We start from the raw sequence: 26,759 nt of genomic DNA on the forward strand, positions 1-26,759 counted from the left end.
GTTACGTTTTCTCTAGTTTTTTAAAAACGAATCAACTATAATACTTTGAGGGGAGGTGAAAGGCAATGGCAGACGTATTAGAGCGTGTATCAAAAATTATTGTAGACCGCCTTGGCGTTGATGAGGCTGACGTGAAAATGGAAGCTTCATTTAAAGAAGATTTAGGCGCTGATTCCCTTGATGTAGTTGAGCTAGTTATGGAACTTGAAGATGAGTTCGATATGGAAATTTCTGACGAAGATGCTGAAAAAATTGCAACAGTCGGTGACGCTGTGAACTACATAAATAGCCAGCAATAAGCGTAACAAAGTCCCGTCTATTTTCATGGCGGGACTTTGAAAATTTATGTTAGTTTCAACATATTCAGCTGATCAATTGTCAGCCTTTTTCAGATGCTAAGGAGCACGGTTTCCTTGCATGTAGAAAGAGAGACTCCATATAATCAGTATCCTTAAAGGCGATGACGCCTACCTGGAGGTTGCTATGCCAAAACACTATAAAGACAAACAGAAACAGAGCAAAAAACTAGAGCAATTCAGAGAATTTCAGCAGCGCATTTCTGTACACTTTAAAAATGAAAAACTACTCTATCAAGCCTTTACACATTCCTCTTATGTGAACGAGCATCGGAAAAAACCTTATGAGGATAATGAAAGACTTGAATTTTTAGGGGACGCTGTTTTAGAATTGACGATCTCACAGTTCTTATTTGCAAAGTATCCAGCCATGAGCGAGGGAGATTTAACAAAACTGAGAGCGGCGATCGTATGTGAGCCATCACTTGTGTCATTAGCGCATGAGCTGTCCTTCGGAGACCTTGTTCTTTTAGGAAAAGGGGAAGAAATGACAGGCGGCAGAAAACGCCCAGCACTCTTAGCAGACGTATTTGAGGCGTTTATCGGAGCGCTTTATTTAGATCAAGGACTTGAGCCTGTTGAACGATTCCTAGAAGCCTATGTGTACCCGAAAATTAATGACGGGGCATTCTCACATGTCATGGACTTTAAAAGCCAGCTTCAAGAATTTGTTCAGCGAGATGGAAAAGGTGTACTTGAATACCGAATCCTGCATGAAAAAGGCCCAGCACATAACCGGGAATTTGAAGCCAATGTATCCCTTAGAGGAGAAGTGCTCGGAATTGGAAATGGCCGTTCAAAAAAAGAAGCCGAACAGCATGCTGCACAGGAAGCACTTGCTAAATTACAGAAACATCATATGAACCAATAAAATCCCCCTCGTGATTCAGGGGGATTTCACTCTGTTTTCCATCATCTTTTTTCAGTTCATATGGTAAGATAATAGTACTTTAAATACATAAGGAGGATCACTCTCATGTTCCTCAAACGTTTAGACGTGATAGGATTCAAATCTTTCGCACAGCGGGTGACTGTAGACTTTGTCAAAGGGGTTACAGCTGTTGTTGGACCAAACGGAAGCGGCAAAAGTAATATTACTGATGCGATCCGCTGGGTACTTGGAGAGCAATCAGCAAAAAGCCTCCGCGGAGGAAAAATGGAAGACATCATTTTTGCAGGAAGTGACTCAAGAAAACGAGTCAACTTAGCAGAAGTGACATTAACGCTCGATAACGAAGATCACTTTTTGCCGATCGATTTTCACGAAGTCAGTGTGACAAGAAGAGTCTATCGTTCTGGAGAAAGTGAATTTCTCATTAACAATCAATCTGTCCGCTTAAAGGATATTATTGATCTTTTCATGGATTCAGGTCTTGGAAAAGAAGCTTTTTCGATCATCAGCCAAGGTAAGGTAGAAGAGATTCTATCGAGTAAAGCTGAAGAAAGACGTAGCATCTTTGAAGAAGCAGCGGGTGTCCTGAAATATAAAACAAGAAAGAAAAAAGCCGAGAATAAACTGTTTGAAACGCAGGACAACTTAAACCGGGTAGAAGATATTCTGCATGAACTAGAAGATCAAGTAGAACCACTAAGAATGCAGGCGTCTATTGCAAAAGACTATCTGCAAAAGAAAGAAGAACTTGAAAATGTAGAAATTGCTCTCACCGTCCATGATATTGAAGCACTACACAAAAAATGGACAACACTTGGTGAAGCTGTCGAGCGGTTCAAACAAGATGAAATGAAGCAGTCTACAGACATTCAAGCGAAGGAAGCCAAAATCGAAGAATCGAGAGACCGTATTCAGGCACTTGACGATTCGATTCATGACCTCCAAGAAGTCCTCCTTTTCACAAGTGAAGAACTAGAAAAGCTTGAAGGGAAAAAAGAAGTTCTAAAAGAACGGAAAAAAAATGCGGCCGCTAACCAAGGGCAGCTAGAAGACACGCTCGTGCGTTTAACCGAAAAACAGGCGTTGTTAACGGAAAAGATTGAACAGCAGAAAGTCACACGTGACAGCCTGCAAACAGAAGTGCAACAGCTAAAAGATGAAGTGAAAACAAAACAGCATCAGCTGTCTCTTCATAGTGAAGATGTGGAAGGGCAAATTGAACAGCTGAAAAGCGATTATTTTGACCTATTAAACGAGCAAGCTTCTATCCGAAACGAACGCACATTACTAGAAGAGCAGCAGCGCCAAGCAGCCTTGCAGCTAGAGCGGTTAACGCAAAATAATCAGAAACATATCGAAGAACGGGTGTCTGTGAAGGAAAAGAAAACAGAAGCCGAGCAGCAACTTTCAGAACGAGAAGAAGACATTTTGGCTCAGGTGAAACGCTTTAGAGAAGCGGAACAAAAGCTAGAGCAGATGAAACGTCAATACGAGAAAAAAGAAACAGCTCTTTACCAAGCCTATCAATATGTACAGCAGGCAAAATCTAAAAAAGAAATGCTTGAATCCATGCAGGAAGACTTCTCAGGATTTTTCCAAGGAGTGAAAGAGGTTTTAAAGGCAAAGGATCGGTTAGGTGGCATTCACGGGGCGATTGCAGAGCTGATTCAAACAGAGCAGCAACATGAAACAGCGATTGAAATTGCACTTGGCGCAGCCACGCAGCATGTCGTTACTGAAAATGAAGCGGCTGCCAGACAGGCCATTGGATACTTAAAGCAGCATTCCTTTGGGCGTGCGACCTTCCTGCCAATGAACGTCATCAAAGAACGAACCATTCAGTTCAGAGATATTCAAACAGCTGAGCAGCATGACGCATTTATCGGCGTAGCGAGTCAGCTCGTTTCCTTTGATGAAAAGTATGAAAAAGTCATTCGGAATTTGCTTGGAACGGTCCTAATCGTGAAAGACTTAAAAGGTGCCAACGAGCTAGCGAAAATGCTTGGACATCGTTATCGTATCGTGACCCTTGATGGGGACGTGGTGAACCCAGGTGGTTCAATGACTGGAGGAGGCGTAAAGAAAAAGAACAATTCCCTCCTGTCCAGAAACCGAGAGATTGAAACATTAACAAAGCAGCTCGTTGAAATGGAAGAAAAAACAACGATCCTTGAAAAAGAAACAAAAGAAACGAAGCAATCGATTGCGGAAAGCGAAGTCCAATTAAATGAATTGCGTCAGCGCGGCGAAATGCTTCGAGAAAAGCAGCAAGAGTTAAAAGGGACATTATATGAACTGCAAGTAGCTGAAAAAAATATTAACGCTCATCTAGAGCTCTATGATCAAGAAAAAGCAGAGTTGCAGCAGCGCTCTAGCGAACTTGCGAGCAAGGATAAAGAGCAGGCAGCCCTTGAAACATCTATAGGTGAGAAACTGACCTCTCTTGACGAAGAGATCAACACGTTAACAAAACGGAAGCAGACCCAAAGCTCAACGAAAGAAACCATTTCTTCCGAATTAACAGAGCTGAAAATCTCGCTTGCCAAAAAAGAGCAGTCTTTAGCAAATGAACAAGAAAAACTGTCGAGCTTAACGGCTGAATTAGAAGAGGCTGAAAAGACGCTGACGGAAACAAAAGAAGATTTGTCCCTCTTAACAAGTGAAATGTCATCTAGCTCAAGCGGCGCAGAACAACTGGAAGAAGCGGCAAAAGAGAAACTGGAACATAAAAACAAAACGACAGCGCTTATCTCAGAGCGACGCAAACAGCGCCTGGCTCTTTCTGAAACATTAGAATTCGCAGAACGTGAACTGAAAGAGCAAAAACGCCTGTATAAACAGCTCACGACAAGCTTAAAAGATGAAGAAATCAAGCTTGGCCGCATGGAAGTTGAACTTGATAACCTCATCGCCTATTTAAACGAAGAGTATGCCCTTTCGTTTGAAGGAGCAAAAGAAATGTATCATCTGACGCTATCGCCGGATGAAGCAAGAAAACGCGTGAAATTGATCAAACTAGCCATTGAAGAGCTTGGAACAGTGAACTTAGGCAGTATTGACGAGTATGAACGTGTGAATGAACGTTTTCTCTTCTTAACTGAACAGCGCAATGATCTGACAGAAGCGAAAAATACGTTATTCCAAGTCATTGAAGAAATGGATCAGGAGATGACGAAACGTTTCTCTGAGACATTCTCTCAAATCCGCGGACATTTTGAATCTGTTTTCCAAGCATTATTTGGCGGAGGAAGAGCAGACCTTAAGCTCACAGATCCAAACGATTTACTAAACTCAGGTGTCGATATTGTGGCGCAGCCGCCGGGGAAAAAGCTGCAAAATCTAAGCCTGCTTTCAGGCGGAGAAAGAGCATTAACAGCCATTGCTTTATTATTCTCGATCTTAAAAGTGAGACCAGTTCCATTCTGTGTGCTAGATGAGGTAGAAGCAGCGCTTGATGAAGCAAATGTGTTCCGCTTTGCCCAGTATTTAAAGAAATATAGCCAAGAAACACAGTTTATTGTGATTACACACCGAAAAGGAACCATGGAAGAAGCAGATGTTCTGTACGGTGTCACGATGCAGGAGTCAGGTGTCTCAAAACTGGTATCTGTCAAACTAGAGGAAACGAAAGAGCTTGTCCAGTAATTAAAGGAGGTTTTTGAACCAATGAGCTTTTTTAAGAAATTAAAAGAAAAATTTACGCAGCAAACCGATTCAGTATCAGAAAAGTTTAAAGATGGACTTGAAAAAACGAGAAATTCGTTTCAGGGAAAAGTAAATGAACTCATTTCTCGCTATCGTAAAGTGGATGAAGACTTTTTTGAAGAACTAGAAGAAGTGTTAATCGGTGCGGATGTTGGTTTCACGACTGTGATGGAACTGATTGATGAGCTGAAAAAAGAAGTGAAATTAAGAAACATTCAAGACCCAAGTGAAGTACAAGCAGTCATCTCTGAAAAACTCGTGGAGATTTACAATAGCGGTGAGGAACAAATCTCTGAACTGAACATTGAAGACGGCCGTTTAAATATTATTTTATTCGTAGGCGTGAACGGTGTCGGTAAAACCACAACCATTGGTAAGCTGGCAAACAAGCTAAAAAATGAAGGGAAATCCGTCATTTTAGCAGCAGGTGATACGTTCCGTGCGGGGGCGATTGAGCAGCTTGAAGTATGGGGCGAGCGCTCTGGTGTTCCTGTCGTTAAACAAACAGCAGGCTCTGACCCGGCAGCGGTCATCTATGATGCCGTTCAATCAGCTAAAGCCAAAAAAGCAGATGTCTTGATCTGTGATACAGCAGGCAGACTGCAAAACAAAGTCAACTTGATGAAAGAGCTAGAGAAGGTCAAGAGAGTCATTGAACGCGAAGTGCCCGATGCACCGCACGAAGTACTGCTTGCCCTTGATGCGACAACGGGTCAAAATGCGATGGCGCAAGCGAAGGAATTTTCTAAAGCGACAAACGTGACAGGTATCGCTTTAACAAAGCTTGACGGTACTGCAAAAGGCGGGATTGTTCTTGCCATTCGCAATGAGCTCAACATCCCTGTAAAACTTGTCGGATTAGGTGAAAAAGTAGACGATCTGCAAGAGTTCGATGCTGAATCGTATGTGTACGGATTATTCTCAGACATGATTGATCAAGAAGACTAATCAAAATGCCGGCAAAATTGCCGGCATTCAGCGTGTAGACAAACCCTCGCATTCTTTGTCAGTCCTGCGTGCTGGTGCTCACGAATGTGACATTCGCTCCGCGCCAGTACTCGTCCTTCCTAAACTGCAAAGGTTTTCTATCACGCTGAAAAGAAGACAAAGGGCTAAAATCAAGTTCATTTTAGCCCTTTATCAACAATCTGGGGATGCCGGCAAAATTGCCGGCATTTTTATTTATATGTCGCCGCAGGAAGTGACAAGATAAAAACTTGACACATAGATCAGAACCGTGTAAACTTAGTTGTTGTAAAGGGAATGAACTTAACAAAGGGGAGAGAGCCCATGACGCTTGAAAAGACAACGAGAATGAACTACTTGTTTGATTTCTATCAATCGTTGTTGACCGCAAAACAAAAGAGCTACATGTCGCTTTACTACCTAGACGATTTTTCCCTCGGTGAAATTGCGGATGAATATGAAGTATCAAGACAGGCTGTTTATGATAATATTAAACGGACTGAAGCGATGCTTGAACAATATGAAGAAAAGCTGCTCTTGTTTAAGAAATTTAAAGAGCGTAAAGAACTTCTCACAAAAATGAGAGAGCTTGTAGCAGATTCCGCGCAAAAGGAAGAAGCAGAAGCTTTAATTGAATCGCTTGAGAAATTAGATTAGGAGGCGGCACAGTATGGCATTTGAAGGATTAGCCGACCGACTGCAGCAGACGATTTCAAAAATCCGCGGCAAAGGAAAAGTGTCAGAGCAAGATGTAAAAGAAATGATGCGCGAGGTACGCCTTGCCCTTCTTGAAGCTGACGTCAATTTTAAAGTAGTCAAAGACTTTGTGAAAAAAGTAAGCGAGCGGGCAGTTGGACAAGAGGTCATGCAAAGTCTTACCCCAGGACAACAGGTCATTAAAGTTGTAAAAGAAGAACTCACTGAATTAATGGGCGGGGAAGAGAGTAAAATCGCTGTAGCGAAAAAATCTCCAACTGTCATTATGATGGTTGGTCTTCAAGGGGCAGGTAAAACAACCACGACTGGGAAGCTTGCCAATTTACTTCGCAAAAAACATAATCGCAAGCCGATGATGGTGGCTGCTGATATTTACAGACCAGCAGCAATCCAGCAGCTTCAAACGCTCGGGAAACAGCTTGATATGCCAGTATTTTCATTAGGTGATCAAGTCAGCCCTGTCGAAATTGCCAAACAGGCAATTGAAAAAGCGAAAGAAGAACATCATGATTATGTCATTTTAGATACAGCAGGACGTCTTCATATTGATGAAGAATTAATGGATGAACTTCAGAAAGTAAAAGAAGTAGCGAATCCAGAAGAAATTTTCCTAGTTGTTGACTCTATGACAGGTCAAGATGCTGTCAATGTTGCGAAAAGCTTTAATGAACAGCTTGGTTTAACGGGTGTCGTTCTAACTAAACTAGACGGTGATACAAGAGGTGGTGCAGCACTTTCTATTCGAGCTGTCACCAATACGCCGATTAAATTCGCTGCACTAGGAGAAAAGCTTGATGCGATTGAACCATTCCATCCGGAGCGGATGGCATCAAGAATTCTTGGTATGGGAGATGTGCTCACGCTTATTGAAAAAGCACAGGCAAACGTCGACCAAGATAAAGCGAAAGAGCTTGAGCAAAAAATGCGGACAATGAGCTTCACGCTCGATGATTTCCTCGAGCAGCTTGGGCAAGTTCGAAATATGGGTCCTCTTGATGAACTGATTCAAATGATGCCGGGAGCCGGTAAAATGAAAGGGCTCAAAAACGTCCAAGTAGACGAAAAGCAGCTCAATCATATCGAAGCGATCATTAAATCAATGACGACCAAGGAAAAAGAACAGCCAGAGGTCATCAATGCAAGCCGAAGAAAACGGATTGCAAAAGGAAGTGGAACATCTGTACAGGAAGTCAATCGCCTTTTAAAGCAATTTGATGAAATGAAAAAGATGATGAAGCAAATGACCAACATGTCCAAAGGAAAGAAAAAGGGCTTTAAATTACCATTTATGTAATTGGTTATACATGATAAAACCGTTGTTAAGAAAAAACACTTTACAAACCCTTTTATCATTGTTAATATACTATCTTGTTGAAATATTTTCGGAGGTGCTAGTAAAATGGCAGTAAAAATTCGTTTAAAACGTATGGGAGCAAAAAAATCTCCTTTCTATCGTATTGTTGTAGCAGATTCTCGTTCACCACGTGACGGTCGTTTCATCGAAACAGTTGGAACTTACAACCCAGTGGTATCACCAGCTGAGGTGAAAATCAACGAAGAATTAGCGCTTAAATGGCTTCAAAATGGTGCGAAACCATCTGATACAGTTCGTAACCTTTTCTCAAGCCAAGGAATTCTTGAAAAATTTCATAATGCGAAAAACAGCAAATAATGAATGAGCTGTCCTTGGAAGAATTGATTGTGTCCATCGTCGAGCCACTTGTTGATTTCCCTGAAGATATTCACGTATCTTCATTAGAAAAAGATGAGCAGGTCATTTACACACTGTCTGTCAATGCTGAAGATACCGGAAAAGTGATCGGTAAGCAGGGACGTACAGCTAAAGCGATACGAACAGTCATGTTTGCAGCAAGTGCAGAGTCTTCTAAGAAAGTTCAACTTGAGATTGCTGACTAAAAAGGGAGAGGGCTTAGGACCTCCCCTTTTTTTACACGTTTAAATCTATTTTTCGTTATACTGTAGAGGACAAATGCCTTCGGATAGGGGGACAAAAAGGAAGATGCAGATCATTCAACATGTCACCGTCATGCAAGTATTAACTGAAAGCAGTAAGGACAAACTGTTAACGACTTTTTTGGAGAAAAAAGAAAGACTAGAACGTGAGTGCAATCAACTATATTTTCAACTAAAAAAGCATGAAAAAGAACCACATCAGCAAGAAGCCATCCCTCAATTTCAAAAAGCCATTGAAAAAAGACAAGAGAAAATGAGGCAAATTGATTTTCAAGTCGAGCAGCTTCATATCTTGCCTCTTGGCAGTGAAATGAAAGAAACAGAAGTGGATGCGCTGATTGAAGTAAAAATAGGTGATAAATGGGATGACAAAATGCAAGACAATGTCATCGTCGTGAAAGACGGCACCATTGTGGAAATACGTCAGGGGTGATTGAGAACATGGAGCTAGAATGGTTGAATGTCGGAAAGATCGTCAATACACATGGAGTGCGCGGAGAAGTACGTGTTGTGTCAAAGACTGATTTCCCAGAAGAACGCTACAAAAAAGGCAGCGTCCTTTATATTTTCAAACAAAATCAAAAAGAACCGCTAAAAGTGACTGTCGCATCACATAGACAGCACAAACAATTTGATTTACTGACATTTGAAGAAGTCGGCTCGTTAAATGAAGCTGAGCAATTAAAAGAGTCGATTTTAAAAGTAGAAAAAGAACATCTTGGTTCATTAGATGAAGGGGAATTCTATTTCCACGAAATCATCGGCTGTGAAGTATATGATGAAGAGGACAAACTGATTGGTCAAATCAAAGAAGTTTTAACGCCAGGGGCAAATGATGTATGGGTGGTTGGAAGAAAAGGCAAAAAAGATGCCCTCATCCCTTATATTCCATCTGTCGTCAAAACAGTTGATATTTCATCCAAGAAAGTACACATTGAAGTGATGGAAGGACTCATTGACGAATGAAAATTGACTTTTTAACACTGTTTCCTGAAATGTTTGAAGGGGTGCTTCACTCATCGATCTTAAAAAAAGCTCAGGAAAAAGATGCGGTCTCATTTGATGTCGTGAATTTTAGGGAGTATTCCGATCATAAACATAAAACAGTGGATGACTATCCGTATGGCGGCGGTGCTGGCATGGTTCTGAAAGCACAGCCAGTATTTGATGCGGTAGAAGATTTAACGAAAAAAGCAAACAAGAAGCCCCGCATTATTCTTGTCTGTCCTCAAGGAGAAAGATATACACAAAAGAAAGCAGAAGAGCTTGCAAAAGAAGAGCATCTTATGTTCATTTGCGGCCACTATGAAGGCTACGATGAGCGCATCAGGGAGCATCTTGTCACAGATGAAATCTCAATCGGAGATTTCGTTCTCACAGGCGGAGAGCTGCCGGCGATGATGATTGCAGACAGTGTGGTCAGGCTTTTGCCTCATGTGCTTGGAAAAGAAGCGTCTCATATCGAAGATTCATTTAGTACAGGTCTGCTTGAGCATCCGCACTATACAAGACCAGCTGATTATAAAGGATTGAAAGTACCAGATGTGCTTCTCTCTGGTAATCATGCCAAAATTGAAGAGTGGCGGCGTAAAGAATCGTTGAAGCGAACCTATACAAGACGGCCAGATTTGATCGATTCTTGCAAAACATTAACGGATGAAGAAAAAAGATGGCTTTGGCAGCTTCATAATGACTAGATTGTATTGCACAAGGTATACAGGTGTGGTATGATACTACTTGTGACTTGGACGGCTTGCCGATTCAAGTTTGAAAACGATGTTCCGCTGCAATGAAGAAAGAGGACATGAGCATCTGTTGGAAGGAGTTGAAAACGATGCAACAATTGATTGAAGAAATCACAAAAGAACAATTACGCACTGATCTTCCTGCGTTCCGTCCTGGTGACACTTTACGTGTACACGTGAAAGTTGTCGAGGGTACTCGTGAGCGTATCCAGATCTTTGAAGGTGTTGTAATTAAGCGTCGTGGTGGTGGAATCAGCGAAACTTTCACAGTTCGTAAGATCTCTTACGGTGTAGGCGTTGAGCGTACATTCCCTGTACACACACCAAAAATCGCTAAGATCGAAGTTGTACGTCACGGTAAGGTACGTCGTGCGAAACTTTACTACCTACGTGAACTTCGCGGTAAAGCGGCTCGTATCAAAGAAATCAGACGATAATGATATCAAAGGAAAGAGCTTGTTACCTGTAACAGGCTCTTTTTTTGTACAATGTATAGAGACAACCGTTAGAAGAGAGAAGGTGCACATATGACAATTCAATGGTTTCCAGGCCATATGGCAAAAGCAAGACGGGAAGTCACAGAAAAATTAAAGCTCATCGACATCGTATTTGAATTAACCGATGCAAGAATTCCGATGTCCTCTAGAAACCCAATGATTGAAGAAATCCTCCAAAACAAACCGAAAATTATGCTTTTGAACAAAGCAGATAAAGCAGATCCTCGTATGACAAAAGAGTGGCAGGCACACTTTGAAGCGCAAGGCGTAAGGTCACTTGCCATTAATTCTGTCGATGGACAAGGGTTAAATCAAATCATTACGACATCAAAAGAAATCTTAAAAGAAAAGTTCGATCGAATGAAAGCAAAAGGTGTTAAGCCGCGTGCCATTCGAGCTTTGATTATCGGAATTCCCAATGTCGGCAAATCAACGCTGATCAATCGGTTGGCAAAGAAAAATATTGCGAAAACAGGAGATCGACCTGGTATTACGACGTCACAACAATGGGTGAAGGTCGGAAAAGAACTTGAACTGCTCGATACCCCCGGAATTCTCTGGCCGAAATTTGAAGATGAACAAGTAGGTCTTAGGCTGGCCGTCACTGGAGCGATTAAAGACTCAATCATCAACTTGCAGGATGTCGCTGTGTATGCGCTCCGCTTTTTAGAAGAGCACTATCCAGAGCGGTTAAAAAAACGCTATGATTTAGCAGAAATACCTGAAGATACAGTTGAGCTGTTTGATGCCATTGGCACAAAACGCGGCTGTCTGATGAGTGGAGGATTCATTAATTACGACAAAACGACCGAAATCATTATTCGGGATATTCGAACGGAAAAATTTGGTCCCCTCACTTTTGAGAAGCCTGAAAGCTAAAAGACACGCAGCTCATGCGGGTCTTTATTTTTTGCGAAAAACTGCCGATATAAAGAAGGAGGCTGCGGAAAAGCCAATGTACACGGTCAAACAAATAAAAGCATTAATAGAACAACATGCTGACGACGAGTCATACATTCGTGAACTATTGAAAGACGATACAAGAAAAAGTGTCCAGAAGCTGATGGACAAATGGAACAAAGAGAGAGAAAAGCAGCAAGAACTACATGCAGCATGGAAGCAAATGCTGCAATTTGAAACCAAAGCAAAAGCGCAAGGATACACTTATATTGCAGGCATAGATGAAGCAGGAAGAGGACCACTCGCTGGCCCAGTGGTTGCGGCAGCTGTGATATTAAAAGAAGATACCGTCCTACTCGGTTTAAATGATTCAAAACAGCTATCTGAGAAAAAAAGAATGACCTATTATGAGCTCATTCAAAAGGAAGCGCTCGACATCGGCATCGGCATTGTTGATGCGGCAACGATTGACGAAATCAATATATACGAAGCATCAAGACTGGCGATGGTGAGGGCTGTAAAGCAGCTCACTCACACACCTGATTATCTACTCATAGATGCGATGACGCTCCCGCTTCCTACTCAACAGGAGAATATCATCAAAGGAGATGCTAAAAGCGCATCCATCGCAGCTGGTGCATGTATTGCCAAAGTGACAAGGGACCAAATGATGGAAGAGTATGGACGCCAGTACCCTGAGTATCAATTTGAAAAACATAAAGGGTATGGAACGAAAGAGCACCTTGCTGCCATTCAAACACATGGCGCCACACCTATCCACCGGTTATCATTTGCACCAGTGAAATCTGTTATTTCATAAATATTTTGACACAAGGAGGCTGCCTGTGATGACAAGAGTTGAAGATATACATACTGCACTGAATAGTCGGCTGAATACGGCAGAATCTGTTCCGCTTAACACGGAAGGAAAGGAAAATATTCACCGGCTCATACTTGGCAAAGTACTAAAAATGCTCGGGGATGATACAGCACTTGTTCAAATAGGTTCGACCAAAATCAAAGCGCAGCTAGCGGCTCAGCTCAAAGCCGATTCTTTCTACTGGTTCCAATTAGAACAAGAAGGTGGAGGCAGTCTGAGTAAATTAAGACCTGTTCAGCAATTTGACCAAGATCCTAAAACATTAAAGGATGCCGCAGCTAAACTACTAGAAGGTCTGTCGCTTAAAAATGGACTTGAACAAATGTTAACAGCTACAGCCTTTTTAAAAGAAAAACCGGTCATCAACGAAGCAGAGTTAAAAACGGCAGTAAAATGGATTGAACAACTTCAAGGTGCGGATATCAAAAAAGGTCTGCAAGCACTTCTTTTTGCTTTAAAGAAAGATTTGCCGATTCAACAAGGAGTGCTCCAATCAATATTAGCGATGAAATCCCCCTCTGCACTTCATCAGGATGTGACAGCACTGCTAGATCGATTAACACAGCTTCCGAAGCAATCAGAAGCCACACAGGCTCTTACACAGGCCGTTCGTACGGTTGTAAATGCTGAGACAACCGTTCATGCAGAAAAGCTCTTATCGGTGCTTCTAGGAGCAAAAGAAGGTCAAACGAAGCAAGGAGAAAGCTTGCAGCAAGTGCAGCCTCATGTCAATCCGGCTCAGCAAACAAAGCAGAGCCAGCCCACCGCTATACAACAAGGGCGACAGGCGGATACAGTGAATCAGAACAGCGTGCAGCAATTATTAAGTCCAAAACAGCTCCCGCTTCAGCAAATAGAACGCATTCTGACGAGCATCACAAAGCAAGGTACAGACGGACAGCAGCAGCTTGATGTAAAACAACTCACATCACTGGTTCAAGCAGTCCAGCAGGCAGGGCCACAGGCTGACGCAAAGGCAGCCGTGCTTCAAAGGGAATTTCCGTTTCTTTCAAAAACAGAGGCGAACGCATTGGCAAAGGCCATTCAGCAGACTGAACCAGCATTAAGCAATAAAACCGATGTACTCGATTTACTGATGACGATGAAAAAAGCGATAGGTGTACGAGATGAAATTGGGATGCTGAAATTACTGGAAAAGGGCAGCCAAGATGTCAAAAGCCAAGAGCTTCACCAATTAAAGATGGTTTTAAATGATGCAAGGCAAGCTGATGTTCCCGAGCCCGTAAAAAAAGAAGTGGATCAATTATTCCATAGATTAAATGGGCAGTTACTAGTGCATCAGGAAAACCAAACAGTTAGTCAAATGATGGTTTCTTACCCGCTTTTCTCAAAACATAGTGTTCAAGATTTAACCTTTATTCTAAAAGGGCATAAGAAAAAAGATGGCTCTATCGATATTTCTCAGTGCCGTTTAATGTTTTATTTAAACATGGAAAACTTAGAAGAAACGTTAATAGACTGTACGATTCAGCAAAAAGTGATGTCAATTACAGTCGAGACGGCTCACGAACTGCAAGGGACCATTAATCCAATGATTCCAGCTGTTCGAGAGAATTTAAATGCCCTAGGGTATAGTTTGACGGGGATTACAGCGAAAAAGAGAGAAGAGCCAATTGATCCGTCTGACTTTCTGGATGAACACTTTCATAAAATCAGCGAGAAAGGGCTGGACTTACGAGTATGAAAGATTCAAAACCGCTTAGAAGAGCGGTCGCTCTACACTATGATGAAGAAAAACAAAAAGCGCCAAAAGTCGTTGCAACAGGCAGTGGCTATGTGGCTGATCATATTATTGAAGAAGCTCAAAAAGCTGGAGTCCCTATTCAAGAAGACCGTAATTTAGTAGAACTGATGCGCCACTTAACGCTCGATGAGGAAATCCCAGAAGCGTTATACGATACTGTAGCAGAAATATTTTCATTTATCTATCGATTGGATCAAAAAATGAAAAAATAAGGTAAAATAAGTGTTTTGACTGAAAAATTTATATTTTTAATAAAATAAAAGTTTGAATGTTTAGAAGGATTTTACGATTTTACATAGAACCCTAGACATTCTCTTTTTTATTCTTTAAAATGAAAGCGCAGTCTATTTTATAATTTTTGTTTCTACATATGTTGGGAGGATGGGAAATGAATATCCATGAGTACCAAGGAAAAGAAATCCTAAGAAAATATGGGGTTTCAGTTCCAAATGGTAAAGTAGCATTTACACCTGATGAAGCAGTGAAAGCATCAGAAGAGCTAGGAAGCTCTGTATATGTCGTAAAAGCACAGATTCATGCAGGCGGCCGTGGTAAAGCTGGTGGGGTAAAAATTGCAAAAACAAAAGATGAAGTGAAAGGGTTTGCAGAGGAATTGCTCGGCAAGACACTTGTCACACATCAAACAGGGCCTGAAGGGCGCGAAATAAAACGCTTACTTATTGAAGAAGGCTGCGATATTCAAAAAGAGTACTATGTAGGACTCGTTTTGGATAGAGCGACATCAAGAATTGTTTTGATGGCTTCTGAAGAAGGCGGTACTGAAATTGAAGAAGTAGCAGAAAAAACGCCAGAAAAAATCGTGAAAGTGGTCATCGACCCAGCGATTGGTCTCCAAGCCTATCAGGCGAGAGAAGTTGCGTTTAAAATTAATATTCCAACAAAATTAGTTGGTCAAGCTGTTAAGTTTATGACAAGCCTTTACAATGCGTTTATTGAAAAGGATTGTTCAATTGCCGAGATAAATCCTCTTGTTGTAACAGGTGATGGAAAAGTCATGGCACTTGATGCAAAATTAAACTTTGATAGCAATGCCTTATATAGACAAAAAGATATATTAGAATACCGTGACCTTGATGAAGAAGATCCAAAGGAGATTGAAGCATCTAAATATGACCTAAGCTACATTTCACTAGATGGGAATATTGGCTGTATGGTGAATGGAGCAGGCCTTGCGATGTCTACAATGGATATCATCAAGCATTACGGCGGGGACCCTGCAAACTTCCTTGATGTTGGCGGCGGTGCAACTGCTGAAAAAGTAACGGAAGCATTTAAAATCATCTTATCTGATCAAAATGTCAAAGGGATTTTCGTGAACATTTTTGGCGGCATCATGAAATGTGATGTCATTGCAGAAGGTGTTGTTGAAGCGACGAAACAAGTCGGCTTAACATTACCACTCGTTGTACGTCTTGAAGGAACAAACGTTGAATTAGGGAAGAAAATCCTGAGTGATTCAGGCTTAAATATCACTTCTGCTGAGTCTATGGCTGACGGGGCAGAAAAGATTGTATCTTTAGTCAAGTAGAGCAGAAAGGCAGGGAACCTAAATGAGTGTATTTATTAATAAAAATACGAGAGTAATTGTTCAGGGGATTACCGGTTCAACCGCATTATTCCATACAAAACAAATGATTGAGTATGGAACAAATATCGTTGGCGGTGTCACACCTGGAAAAGGTGGAACTGAAGTAGAGGGAGTTCCTGTATTTAATACTGTATCTGAAGCAGTACAGACAACTGGAGCAAATGCTTCTGTTATCTATGTACCAGCACCATTTGCAGCAGACGCCATTTTAGAGGCTGTTGATGCAGAAGTGGATCTAGTGATTTGTATCACAGAACACATTCCAGTTCTGGATATGGTTAAAGTGAAACGCTATATGGAAGGTAAGAAGACAAGACTTGTTGGACCGAACTGTCCTGGTGTGATTACACCTGAAGAATGTAAAATTGGCATCATGCCTGGCTACATTCATAAAAAAGGTCATGTTGGTGTTGTGTCTCGTTCTGGAACGCTTACATATGAAGCGGTACATCAGCTTTCAGAGGCTGGTGTTGGTCAATCAACAGCTGTAGGAATTGGCGGCGACCCTGTCAATGGTACGAACTTTATTGATGTATTAAAAGCCTTCAATGAAGATCCTGAAACGCATGCTGTGATCATGATTGGTGAAATCGGCGGTACTGCTGAAGAAGAAGCAGCTGAATGGGTAAAAGCAAATATGACCAAGCCGGTTGTTGGCTTTATTGGCGGTAAAACAGCGCCTCCAGGAAAACGTATGGGACATGCTGGTGCCATTATTTCTGGTGGTAAAGGAACTGCTGATGAAAAAGTAAAAACAATGCGTGAATGTGGAATTGAAGTGGCAGAGACACCATCTGTCATGGGAGAAACCTTAATTAAAGTGTTAAAAGAGAAGAATCTCTTCGAAGCTTGTAAAACGCATTAATGACACAAGAAGACTTGTTCTTTGACAAGTCTTCTTCTTTCTATCTTAAACTGGAGGAATGGTATGTACAACGTGTCCGAAAGAATGATTTTTCACCGCTTAAAAGGCCTCATCTCACCCTCTTTGTTAACAAAATGGTGGAAAGTCGATCCTGAGCTATATATAAATGAAGAAACACATCATTTCAAACAGGATCGATCATTACAAAAGATCGACTTTACCCGCTTACAACAAGCTGAAGAAAATGAATTCCCCATTTTTCAACACATCGTTCAAGCCTATTTAAAGCAAAATATTCACATGATTCCCATCACATCACCTTTATATCCCAGCTCACTAAAACACATTTATGATCCTCCCCCAGTATTATTCCTAAAAGGAAACGTTACCTATTTAAATGAAGAAAAAAGTTTAGGTGTAGTAGGTACACGAGTGCCATCCTCTTATGGAGAAGCGTGCGTGAAGAAAATTGTTGGAGAACTTGTAGAGGAAGATTGGATGATTGTGAGCGGTTTAGCAAAAGGAATTGATGGACTTGCACACAAAGAGTGCATAAGAAAAAAAGGAAAAACGATTGGTGTTGTAGCTGGCGGCTTTCAACATGTATATCCAAAAGAACATGTGCAAATGGCTCAATATATGGGAGAACATCATTTACTGTTGTCAGAGCACCCGCCTTATATCAAACCAGAAAAATGGCATTTTCCAATGAGAAACCGATTAATTAGTGCCCTGACAAGAGGAACCATCGTGGTCCAGTGCAAAGAAAAGAGCGGTTCGCTTATTACAGCCTACCAGGCATTAGAGCAAGGAAAAGAAGTGTTTGCTGTTGCAGGATCGATCTTTGATTCTAATTCTATAGGTCCAGCTAGATTGATTCAGCAAGGTGCCAAGCTTGTTCATTCAACGAAGGATATTTTAGAGGAATTCTCCTTGAGCGGTGTTCAATATACTGAACTCACATAAAAATATCGTTTGACAAAAGACATCGGAATATTTAATAATAGTGAGGATTTAAGTTTACACTTTGTTTTTCGTGTTTATAATGATGTTCATCATAAAGAATTTTTAACGATTGCCTGTTAGATAGGTGCAATTAACATAAATATAAATTTGTGAAATGGATAAAGAGAGAACACCTCTTAAGGGGGATTTTGAGTATGGCTGATTATTTAGTCATCGTTGAGTCGCCAGCAAAGGCGAAAACGATTGAGCGTTATTTAGGAAAAAAGTATAAAGTAAAGGCTTCAATGGGGCATGTAAGGGATTTACCGAAAAGTCAGCTTGGTGTTGACACTGAGCATGACTTCGAACCGAGATATATTACGATTCGAGGAAAAGGTCCAGTCTTAAAAGAATTAAAAACAGCAGCGAAGAAAGCAAAAAAAGTATATCTCGCAGCTGACCCCGACAGAGAGGGAGAAGCGATTGCTTGGCATTTAGCCCACAGCCTTGACCTTGACCTCTCTTCAGATTGCCGCGTTGTCTTTAACGAGATTACAAAAGATGCAATTAAAGATTCCTTTAAACATCCACGTATGATCGATATGGACTTGGTTGATGCGCAGCAGGCAAGACGAATCTTAGATCGTCTCGTTGGATATAAAATCAGCCCAATTTTATGGAAGAAAGTCAAAAAGGGCTTAAGCGCCGGTCGTGTTCAATCAGTTGCACTCCGCCTGATTATTGACCGCGAGAATGAAATTAATGAATTCAAACCAGAAGAATACTGGACAATTGATGGCACCTTCCTAAAAGGGAAAGAAAGCTTTGAAGCGAGTTTCTTTGGCGTAAATGGCAAAAAACATCCGCTAAAAACAAAAGAAGATGTAAAAGAAATCCTTTCGAAATTAAAAGGAAGCAAGTTTTCTGTTGAAAAAGTGACGAAAAAAGAACGTAAACGCAACCCAGCTGTTCCGTTTACAACATCTACCTTACAACAAGAGGCAGCGAGAAAACTAAACTTCCGTGCGAAGAAAACGATGATGATTGCACAGCAATTATATGAAGGAATTGATCTTGGTAAAGAAGGTACAGTAGGTCTCATTACATATATGAGAACGGACTCAACACGTATTTCCAATACGGCAATTGAAGAAGTATCTGCTTTCATTGATCAAACGTACGGCAAGAATTTCTTGAATACAACAAAACGTACTGCCAAAAAGAACGAAAATGCACAGGATGCTCACGAAGCCATCCGTCCGACTTCTACGCTAAGAAAACCAGCAGATGTCAAACACGTGCTAAGCAGAGATCAGCTTCGTCTTTATAAATTGATCTGGGAACGTTTTGTGGCAAGCCAAATGGCACCAGCTGTTCTTGATACAATGAGTGTGGATCTTGAAAATAACGGGCTTACTTTCCGTGCAAATGGAAGTAAGGTGAAATTCCCTGGATTTATGAAAGTATATGTTGAAGGGAAGGACGACCAGTTAGAAGAAAAGGACAAAATGCTTCCTGATCTGAAAGAGGGGGATACCGTTCTTTCAAAAGATATTGAACCAGAGCAGCACTTCACGCAGCCGCCTCCACGTTACACTGAGGCAAGACTTGTCAAAACCCTTGAAGAGCTAGGTATCGGCCGCCCATCGACGTATGCACCAACATTAGATACTATTCAAAAGCGCGGCTACGTGGCACTTGATAACAAACGGTTTATTCCAACAGAGCTTGGAGAGATTGTGCTCAACTTAATTATTGAATTCTTCCCTGAAATCATTAACGTAGAATTTACTGCGAAAATGGAAAAAGAACTTGATAGCGTTGAAGAAGGTACGATTGAATGGGTACGCATTATCGACAGTTTCTATCAAGATTTTGCAAAAAGGGTAGAAAAAGCAGAAGCAGAGATGCAGGAAGTTGAGATCGAGCCTGAATACGCCGGAGTTGATTGCGAAGAGTGTGGTCATCCAATGGTGTACAAAATGGGGAGATACGGTAAGTTCATGGCATGCTCTAATTTCCCTGACTGCCGTAACACAAAACCAATTGTCAAAGATATTGGTGTCAAATGCCCGACTTGTCACGAAGGAAATATCGTTGAACGGAAATCTAAGAAGCGCCGCATTTTTTACGGTTGCGATCGTTTTCCAGAGTGTGAATTCGTCTCTTGGGACAAACCAATTGAAAGAAAGTGTCCAAAATGCGAAAATATGCTTGTAGAGAAAAAGCTGAAAAAAGGCATTCAAGTTCAATGTGTGAACTGTGATTATAAAGAGGAACAACAAAAATAGCGGTGAGCAGCCTTGTTCACCTGCTTTTTTATGTCATCAAATAGAACTTACGAAATAGGAGAGTTGTACAATGAGTCAATTTGTAAATGTGATCGGAGCAGGTTTAGCAGGAAGTGAAGCGGCATGGCAAATTGCCAAGCGCGGAATTAAAGTCCATCTGTATGAAATGAGACCTGTCAAACAAACACCAGCTCACCACACTGATAAATTTGCGGAGCTCGTATGCAGTAACTCATTGCGTGCGAACGCTTTAACAAACGCAGTAGGTGTACTAAAGGAAGAAATGCGTCATTTAGACTCAGCAATCATCGCAGCAGCAGATGAAAGCTCGGTTCCTGCTGGTGGAGCGCTTGCAGTAGATCGTCATGAATTTGCAGCGAACGTCACAGACCGCGTGAAAAATCACCCGAATGTGACGGTCTTTCAAGAAGAAGTGCAAAGCATTCCAGAAGGTCCGACGATTATCGCAACGGGTCCTCTTACATCAGAAGCACTTTCAAAAGAATTGAAATCCTTAACAGGTGAAGAGTATTTATATTTCTACGATGCAGCAGCGCCGATCCTCGAGAAAGACAGCATCGATATGGATAAAGTGTACTTGAAATCACGTTATGATAAAGGGGAAGCGGCTTATTTAAACTGTCCGATGACAGAAGAAGAATTCGATCGTTTTTATGAGGCGCTCATTTCGGCTGAAACTGTGCCGTTAAAAGAGTTTGAAAAAGAAATCTTCTTCGAAGGCTGTATGCCCATTGAAGTCATGGCCAAAAGAGGGAAAAAAACCATGCTCTTTGGACCGATGAAACCAGTTGGACTTGAAGATCCGAAAACAGGAAAAAGACCTTACGCTGTTGTTCAATTAAGACAGGATGATGCAGCAGGTACTTTATATAATATTGTTGGTTTCCAAACACATCTGAAGTGGGGCGATCAAAAGGAAGTATTCCGTTTGATCCCAGGTCTTGAAGAGGCAGAGATTGTTCGTTATGGTGTGATGCACCGTAATACATTTATTAACTCGCCAAGCCTTCTAAAACCGACGTATCAATTTAAAAATAGAGACGACTTATTCTTTGCCGGACAAATGACTGGTGTTGAAGGATATGTTGAGTCCGCGGCTTCAGGACTAGTGGCTGGAATCAACGCAGCTCGTTTTGTTAAAGGAGAAGAGCTTGTGACACTTCCAGAAGAAACAGCGATTGGCAGTATGGCTTACTACATCACATCAACAAACAAGAAAAGCTTCCAGCCGATGAATGCAAACTTTGGCTTGCTGAAAGATCTTGGCGTTCGAATTAAAAACAAACAAGAGCGCTATGCAGAGTACGCTAAACGCGCAATCGAAACTATTCAAACTATTTCGAAATCTCTGTAGTAAAACATTGCACGGGAAGCAAGATATGTGATACCATTTAAAAGCCTTAAAGAGGTGTAAAAATGACAGATAAACAGCGTCTTGTCCACTTATTCATTGAATATTTGCAGATTGAAAAGAACTATTCAGCTTTAACGATCTCAGGTTATACTGAGGCGATTGAAGAGTTTGTCAGATTTATGAACATTCAAGGAATAGACGGTTTTGAAGAGGTATCCTATCAAGATACGAGAATTTATTTAACAGAAGCTTATGAAAAAGGCCTTACAAGAAGAACGATTAGTAAGAAAGTCTCTGCACTTCGCAGCTTTTATAAATTTTTATTAAGAGAACAGCTTGTGAAAGAAAATCCTTTTTTACTCGTTAGCTTACCAAAGCAGGATAAGCGAATTCCTTCATTTTTGTATGAAGAGGAACTAAAAGAGCTATTTACAGTTTCTGATGTAAATACACCGCTTGGTCAAAGAAATCAAGCCATTTTAGAACTTCTTTATGCAACAGGTATGAGGGTCAGTGAGTTATGTTCATTAAAAGAATCTGATCTTGATTTATCGATGGATACAGTGCTTGTTCATGGGAAAGGCAGCAAACAGCGGTATGTACCTTTCGGCTCTTATGCACATGAAGCGCTCTCCACATATTTAGAGGATGGAAGGCAGAAGCTGAAAGTGAAGGGAAAGGATCGTGCTGATTCACATGTGTTTTTGAATCAGCGCGGAGCTCCTCTTACAGACAGAGGCGTTCGATTCATTCTAACTGAATTAATGAAAAAGGCATCTGGCACATTACATATCCATCCTCACATGTTAAGGCACACCTTTGCTACGCATCTTTTAAACGAGGGAGCGGATTTAAGAAGTGTTCAAGAACTTCTCGGTCACTCAAATTTATCATCAACACAGGTGTACACGCATGTATCAAAAGATTCTTTAAGAAAAACGTACATGTCTCATCACCCAAGGGCTTTTAAACGATCCTAAAAGGAGGTTTTTTCATGTCATCATTTCATGCAACCACAATCTTTGCCGTTCAACATAAAGGAAAAAGTGCGATGGCTGGAGACGGTCAAGTCACTTTTGGGCAGGCTGTCGTCATGAAACACACAGCAAAAAAAGTGCGCCGTCTTTTCGGAGGCAAAGTACTCGCAGGTTTTGCTGGTTCAGTTGCAGATGCATTTACACTCTTTGAGAAGTTTGAAACGAAGCTTGAAGAATACGGTGGTAACCTAAAACGAGCAGCTGTAGAACTGGCGAAAGAATGGAGAAGTGACAAGATGCTCAGACAGCTTGAGGCCATGCTGATCGTCATGAATAAAGAAAGCATCCTGCTCGTATCTGGAACAGGAGAGGTCATCGAGCCAGACGATGGCATTTTGGCTATCGGGTCAGGCGGTAACTACGCGCTTAGCGCCGGGAGAGCACTCAAAAAACATGCAGGTGACCATCTCTCAGCTCGAGAGATTGCAAAGGCGGCTCTTGAAACGGCCGGAGAAATCTGTGTCTACACGAACGATCAAATCACTTTAGAAGAGCTTGAATAGAAAGGACATGAGACGTATGGAGAAAAAGCCGTTCACCCCAAGAGAGATAGTTGAAAAGCTTGATCAGTACATTATTGGTCAGCTTGATGCGAAAAAAGCAGTGGCGGTGGCTTTAAGAAACCGTTACAGAAGAAGTCTTTTACATGATAAGCTAAAGGATGAAGTCGTTCCTAAAAACATCTTAATGATTGGTCCGACAGGTGTGGGGAAAACAGAAATTGCTCGCAGAATTGCAAGGATTTCTGGTGCACCTTTCATTAAAGTGGAAGCAACGAAGTTTACTGAAGTTGGATATGTCGGACGTGACGTAGAATCAATGGTCAGAGATTTAGTGGAAACAGCAATCAGACTAGTCAAAGAAGAAAAAATGAAGGATGTTCAAGAAGAAGCGGAAAAACAAGCAAACAAACGGCTTGTTCATCTACTTGTTCCTGGAAAGAAAAAAAGTCAGTCTGTGAAAAATCCTTTTGAGATGCTGTTTGGTGGTTCTGATGCTGATGAAAGTGACCGAGATCACTCAAGTGAAGAAGTAGAGCTTGAGTCGACGAGAAAACGCATTGCGCACCAGCTGGCGATGGGTGAACTTGAAGACCATTACGTCACGATTGAAGTTGAAGAGCAGCAGCCTTCCATGTTTGATATGCTTCAAGGCTCGGGTATGGAGCAAATGGGTATGAACATGCAGGATGCGCTTAGCAATCTCATGCCTAAAAAGAAAAAACGCAGAAAGCTGACCGTCAGAGAAGCGAGAAAAGCGTTAACTGCTGAGGAAGCTTCAAAACTGATTGATATGGATGAAGTCGGTCAGGAAGCCGTGCAAAAAGCAGAGCAGCAAGGAATCATCTTTATCGATGAAATCGATAAAATTGCCAAAAGCGGTGGTGCATCGTCTGCAGATGTTTCTCGTGAAGGGGTTCAACGTGATATTTTACCGATTGTAGAAGGTTCCACTGTGATGACGAAGTATGGGGCTGTGAAAACAGATCATGTTCTATTTGTAGCAGCAGGCGCTTTTCATATGGCGAAACCCTCGGATTTGATTCCAGAGCTTCAAGGGCGCTTCCCAATCCGTGTAGAATTAGATAAATTAAGTATAGAAGACTTTGTGAAAATCTTAACGGAACCAGATAACGCGTTATTAAAGCAATATAAGGCTTTACTTGAAACAGAAGGTATATCTCTTGAATTTTCTGACGATGCTATTCATAAGATTGCCGAAGTGGCTTATCACGTCAATCAGGAGACGGATAACATCGGTGCAAGAAGGCTTCACACCATACTTGAGAAACTGCTAGAAGAGCTCTCATTTGAGGCGCCTGATATTACAATGGAAACAGTGACTATTACCCCTCAGTATGTAGAAGAGAAGCTAGGAAAGATTGCAAATAACAAAGACTTAAGTCAATTTATACTTTAACAAATGAATAAAGTAATCTAGGAGGATCATTATTATGGCGTTACTACAAAAAACAAGGATTATTAACTCGATGCTGCAAGATGCAGCGGGGAAACCGGTTAATTTTAAAGAAATGGCAGAAACACTGAGAGATGTCATTGATTCAAACATTTTCGTATTAAGCAGAAGAGGGAAGCTTCTTGGCTACTCCATTAACCAGCAGATTGAAAATGCACGTATGAAAAAAATGCTGGAAGATCGTCAGTTCCCTGAAGAATATACAAAAAGCTTATTCAATGTCCCTGAAACATCTTCAAACCTTGACATCAACAGTGAGTACACAGCTTTCCCGATTGAGAACCGTGATTTATTCCAATCAGGTTTGACAACGATTGTGCCAATCATCGGAGGCGGAGACCGCTTAGGGACGTTAATCCTTTCTCGTTTGCAAGATACATTCACAGATGATGATTTAATTCTTGCTGAATACGGCGCAACAGTTGTTGGAATGGAGATTCTTCGCGAGAAAGCGGAAGAAATTGAAGAAGAAGCAAGAAGTAAAGCGGTTGTTCAAATGGCGATCAGCTCTCTTTCATACAGTGAACTTGAAGCGATTGAACATATCTTTGAAGAACTCGATGGAAACGAAGGGCTGCTTGTGGCAAGTAAGATTGCTGACCGTGTAGGAATCACTCGTTCAGTGATCGTAAACGCACTTCGTAAATTAGAAAGTGCAGGCGTTATTGAATCTCGTTCTCTTGGAATGAAGGGAACATACATCAAAGTATTAAACAACAAATTTTTAATTGAACTTGAAAATTTAAAATCTCACTAATCAAAAAACCCTTTTCGGCCGAAATAAACGCTGAAAAGGGTTTTTTTGTATAAAAAAAGAGGATTTGTCCGAAAAATGACACTCTTTTTTCCAAGAAACCCCTTACAATTCTGTAGTGCTTTGAATCTAGGTCTTTATACCTATTCGTAAAATAGATATATATTACGAGTTTTTTTTACAATTACATCATAGACTTTAATCCTATTATTTCTTACAATGAACATATGGTTTTACAAATCTCGACATGATTAAATGGAATGAAATACATATGATTGGAGGTATATGGTTTTGGATATATTTTCTGGAACGATAAGCAACCTTGAGAATGCCTTGGGCAGAGCGAATGTTAAGCAAAAAGTCATAAGCAATAATATCGCGAATATAGACACACCGAACTACAAGTCTAAAAAAGTTGCATTCCACGACATGCTAAATGATGCGTCAATCAAATTAGATGCTAAAAAAACATACCAAGGTCACATTGATTTTTCTAAAACAGGGTCTAATTATTCAGTTGTTTCGAGTAACCGTACTTCTTATCAAGAAAACGGAAATAATGTCGATATTGATCAAGAGATGAGTGAACTCGCTAAAAACCAAATTCAGTATAATGCGTTGGTTGAAAGAATGAGCGGAAAGTTCAATTCTCTTAAAACAGTTTTGACAGGAGGTAAGTGATGTCGATTTTTTCAGGCGTGAACGCTTCGGCCTCAGCATTAACAGCACAGAGGCTCAGAATGGACGTTGTATCCTCTAACCTTGCGAATATGGATACAACAAGAGCTAAACAGGTTGATGGCAAGTGGGAGCCTTATAGACGCAAGCTCGTCACATTACAGCCGTCAGGTGAATCATTTTCATCTATATTGAACTCAAGCATGAATTCGAGCGGCAAATTAGGAAACGGCGTCAAAGTAACAAAAATTACTGAAGACGAAACTCCATTCAACCTTCAATATGATCCTACAAATCCCGATGCCAATGAAAATGGATATGTTCAAACACCAAACGTTGATCCATTAAAGGAAATGGTTGATCTCATCAGCAGCTCAAGGTCATATGAAGCAAACGTGACTGCGCTGAATGCGAATAAAAGCATGCTGATGAAAGCTTTAGAAATAGGAAAGTAAGGTGAAAAGAATTGGTTAACGCAATATCTCCTTTCCAGCTTCAAACCGCTCAGCAAGCAAGTGAATTGACGAATGCATCGTCTGTGCAGGCGGCTGCACCTAAAAGTCAAACGAATTTCTCTGATGTGCTGAAGAATTCCATTGAGGCATTAAATCAATCACAGCTGAAATCAGACCAGTATACGAATGCTCTCGCACAAGGGAAAGATGTCAATCTCGATGAAGTCATGATTGCTTCACAAAAAGCGAGTGTGACACTCACAGCTGCAACCGAGTTTCGGAATAAAGCAGTCGAAGCGTACCAAGAGATTATGAGAATGCAGATGTAGGAGGTGCTGGTGGACAAAAAATAGACTGAATGGAATGACCGGGGGTT

At 41.1% G+C, this 26,759-nt stretch carries 29 protein-coding genes; all 29 read left to right on the top strand.

The genetic code is table 11. From position 1 onward, the window contains the following. Positions 1–65 precede the first annotated feature (65 nt). The 29 genes from acpP to fliE all read left to right on the top strand — a co-directional run bounded on the left by acpP (position 66) and on the right by fliE (position 26,712). The gene (gene acpP / locus ACTJKA_RS05700; protein ID WP_003212028.1) at positions 66–299 is read left to right on the top strand and encodes an acyl carrier protein; all 234 of its coding nucleotides are present in this window, start codon (positions 66–68) and stop codon (positions 297–299) included. 184 nt (positions 300–483) lie between these two features. Continuing rightward, positions 484–1,227: a ribonuclease III gene (gene rnc / locus ACTJKA_RS05705; RefSeq protein WP_017367233.1), complete on the top strand. Its 744-nt coding sequence runs from the start codon at positions 484–486 to the stop codon at positions 1,225–1,227. A 105-nt stretch (positions 1,228–1,332) separates the two neighbouring features. Then, positions 1,333–4,893, top strand: a complete 3,561-nt coding sequence (gene smc / locus ACTJKA_RS05710; protein ID WP_171465322.1) for a chromosome segregation protein SMC — start codon at positions 1,333–1,335, stop codon at positions 4,891–4,893. A 21-nt stretch (positions 4,894–4,914) separates the two neighbouring features. After that, positions 4,915–5,901: a signal recognition particle-docking protein FtsY gene (gene ftsY, locus ACTJKA_RS05715; protein ID WP_017359097.1), complete on the top strand. Its 987-nt coding sequence runs from the start codon at positions 4,915–4,917 to the stop codon at positions 5,899–5,901. After that, a complete protein-coding gene (locus ACTJKA_RS05720; protein ID WP_224559766.1) occupies positions 5,885–6,166 on the top strand; it encodes a hypothetical protein in 282 nt (93 codons plus the stop codon). Before ftsY ends, ACTJKA_RS05720 begins: the two co-directional genes overlap by 17 nt. A gap of 77 nt (positions 6,167–6,243) precedes the next feature. Next, positions 6,244–6,576, top strand: coding sequence for a putative DNA-binding protein (locus tag ACTJKA_RS05725; RefSeq protein ID WP_008344844.1), 333 nt, complete (start codon positions 6,244–6,246; stop codon positions 6,574–6,576). Between the two features lie 13 nt (positions 6,577–6,589). Further along, the gene (gene ffh, locus ACTJKA_RS05730) at positions 6,590–7,930 is read left to right on the top strand and encodes a signal recognition particle protein (protein WP_171465323.1); all 1,341 of its coding nucleotides are present in this window, start codon (positions 6,590–6,592) and stop codon (positions 7,928–7,930) included. A gap of 105 nt (positions 7,931–8,035) precedes the next feature. Beyond that, positions 8,036–8,308: a 30S ribosomal protein S16 gene (rpsP, locus tag ACTJKA_RS05735; protein WP_008344841.1), complete on the top strand. Its 273-nt coding sequence runs from the start codon at positions 8,036–8,038 to the stop codon at positions 8,306–8,308. After that, on the top strand, positions 8,308–8,553 hold the full coding sequence (locus ACTJKA_RS05740) for a KH domain-containing protein (RefSeq protein ID WP_012009937.1): 246 nt from the start codon (positions 8,308–8,310) through the stop codon (positions 8,551–8,553). The genes rpsP and ACTJKA_RS05740 overlap by 1 nt, the downstream gene beginning before the upstream one ends. A gap of 103 nt (positions 8,554–8,656) precedes the next feature. Then, entirely contained in the window at positions 8,657–9,043 is a 387-nt protein-coding gene (locus ACTJKA_RS05745; protein WP_008344839.1) for a YlqD family protein, read from the top strand. A gap of 8 nt (positions 9,044–9,051) precedes the next feature. Continuing rightward, a complete protein-coding gene (gene rimM, locus ACTJKA_RS05750) occupies positions 9,052–9,576 on the top strand; it encodes a ribosome maturation factor RimM (RefSeq protein WP_008344836.1) in 525 nt (174 codons plus the stop codon). Beyond that, positions 9,573–10,307, top strand: a complete 735-nt coding sequence (gene trmD, locus ACTJKA_RS05755; protein ID WP_007499635.1) for a tRNA (guanosine(37)-N1)-methyltransferase TrmD — start codon at positions 9,573–9,575, stop codon at positions 10,305–10,307. Before rimM ends, trmD begins: the two co-directional genes overlap by 4 nt. Before the next feature lie 137 nt (positions 10,308–10,444). Next, complete coding sequence (gene rplS, locus ACTJKA_RS05760) at positions 10,445–10,792, top strand: 50S ribosomal protein L19 (protein WP_008344834.1); 348 nt, start codon at positions 10,445–10,447, stop codon at positions 10,790–10,792. A 90-nt stretch (positions 10,793–10,882) separates the two neighbouring features. After that, on the top strand, positions 10,883–11,731 hold the full coding sequence (ylqF, locus tag ACTJKA_RS05765) for a ribosome biogenesis GTPase YlqF (protein ID WP_007499632.1): 849 nt from the start codon (positions 10,883–10,885) through the stop codon (positions 11,729–11,731). A 76-nt stretch (positions 11,732–11,807) separates the two neighbouring features. Continuing rightward, a complete protein-coding gene (locus ACTJKA_RS05770) occupies positions 11,808–12,572 on the top strand; it encodes a ribonuclease HII (protein ID WP_046526651.1) in 765 nt (254 codons plus the stop codon). 28 nt (positions 12,573–12,600) lie between these two features. Then, on the top strand, positions 12,601–14,337 hold the full coding sequence (locus ACTJKA_RS05775) for a glycosyltransferase (RefSeq protein ID WP_138825735.1): 1,737 nt from the start codon (positions 12,601–12,603) through the stop codon (positions 14,335–14,337). Continuing rightward, positions 14,334–14,609, top strand: coding sequence for a FlhB-like flagellar biosynthesis protein (locus tag ACTJKA_RS05780; protein ID WP_008344827.1), 276 nt, complete (start codon positions 14,334–14,336; stop codon positions 14,607–14,609). The genes ACTJKA_RS05775 and ACTJKA_RS05780 overlap by 4 nt, the downstream gene beginning before the upstream one ends. Before the next feature lie 176 nt (positions 14,610–14,785). Further along, positions 14,786–15,946, top strand: a complete 1,161-nt coding sequence (gene sucC, locus ACTJKA_RS05785; protein WP_008344824.1) for an ADP-forming succinate--CoA ligase subunit beta — start codon at positions 14,786–14,788, stop codon at positions 15,944–15,946. Positions 15,947–15,968: 22 nt separating this feature from the next. Continuing rightward, complete coding sequence (gene sucD, locus ACTJKA_RS05790; protein WP_007499624.1) at positions 15,969–16,871, top strand: succinate--CoA ligase subunit alpha; 903 nt, start codon at positions 15,969–15,971, stop codon at positions 16,869–16,871. 63 nt (positions 16,872–16,934) lie between these two features. Beyond that, positions 16,935–17,837, top strand: a complete 903-nt coding sequence (gene dprA / locus ACTJKA_RS05795; RefSeq protein WP_017367240.1) for a DNA-processing protein DprA — start codon at positions 16,935–16,937, stop codon at positions 17,835–17,837. A gap of 194 nt (positions 17,838–18,031) precedes the next feature. Further along, complete coding sequence (gene topA, locus ACTJKA_RS05800) at positions 18,032–20,107, top strand: type I DNA topoisomerase (protein WP_008344821.1); 2,076 nt, start codon at positions 18,032–18,034, stop codon at positions 20,105–20,107. 70 nt (positions 20,108–20,177) lie between these two features. Then, entirely contained in the window at positions 20,178–21,482 is a 1,305-nt protein-coding gene (gene trmFO, locus ACTJKA_RS05805) for an FADH(2)-oxidizing methylenetetrahydrofolate--tRNA-(uracil(54)-C(5))-methyltransferase TrmFO (protein ID WP_007499618.1), read from the top strand. 62 nt (positions 21,483–21,544) lie between these two features. Beyond that, a complete protein-coding gene (gene xerC / locus ACTJKA_RS05810; protein WP_007499616.1) occupies positions 21,545–22,462 on the top strand; it encodes a tyrosine recombinase XerC in 918 nt (305 codons plus the stop codon). 14 nt (positions 22,463–22,476) lie between these two features. Then, the gene (hslV, locus tag ACTJKA_RS05815) at positions 22,477–23,022 is read left to right on the top strand and encodes an ATP-dependent protease subunit HslV (RefSeq protein ID WP_007499614.1); all 546 of its coding nucleotides are present in this window, start codon (positions 22,477–22,479) and stop codon (positions 23,020–23,022) included. 16 nt (positions 23,023–23,038) lie between these two features. Beyond that, positions 23,039–24,439: an HslU--HslV peptidase ATPase subunit gene (gene hslU, locus ACTJKA_RS05820; RefSeq protein WP_008344818.1), complete on the top strand. Its 1,401-nt coding sequence runs from the start codon at positions 23,039–23,041 to the stop codon at positions 24,437–24,439. A gap of 34 nt (positions 24,440–24,473) precedes the next feature. Next, positions 24,474–25,253, top strand: coding sequence for a GTP-sensing pleiotropic transcriptional regulator CodY (gene codY / locus ACTJKA_RS05825; RefSeq protein WP_007499612.1), 780 nt, complete (start codon positions 24,474–24,476; stop codon positions 25,251–25,253). A gap of 288 nt (positions 25,254–25,541) precedes the next feature. Continuing rightward, on the top strand, positions 25,542–25,931 hold the full coding sequence (gene flgB / locus ACTJKA_RS05830) for a flagellar basal body rod protein FlgB (protein ID WP_017359092.1): 390 nt from the start codon (positions 25,542–25,544) through the stop codon (positions 25,929–25,931). Continuing rightward, positions 25,931–26,383, top strand: a complete 453-nt coding sequence (flgC, locus tag ACTJKA_RS05835) for a flagellar basal body rod protein FlgC (RefSeq protein ID WP_007499610.1) — start codon at positions 25,931–25,933, stop codon at positions 26,381–26,383. The genes flgB and flgC overlap by 1 nt, the downstream gene beginning before the upstream one ends. An 11-nt stretch (positions 26,384–26,394) precedes the next feature. Next, the gene (gene fliE / locus ACTJKA_RS05840; protein WP_007499609.1) at positions 26,395–26,712 is read left to right on the top strand and encodes a flagellar hook-basal body complex protein FliE; all 318 of its coding nucleotides are present in this window, start codon (positions 26,395–26,397) and stop codon (positions 26,710–26,712) included. The last annotated feature ends 47 nt before the right edge of the window (positions 26,713–26,759 follow it).

It is taken from the genome of Bacillus sp. 22190, assembly GCF_052045575.1.
GTDB lineage: Bacteria > Bacillota > Bacilli > Bacillales > Bacillaceae > Bacillus > Bacillus altitudinis.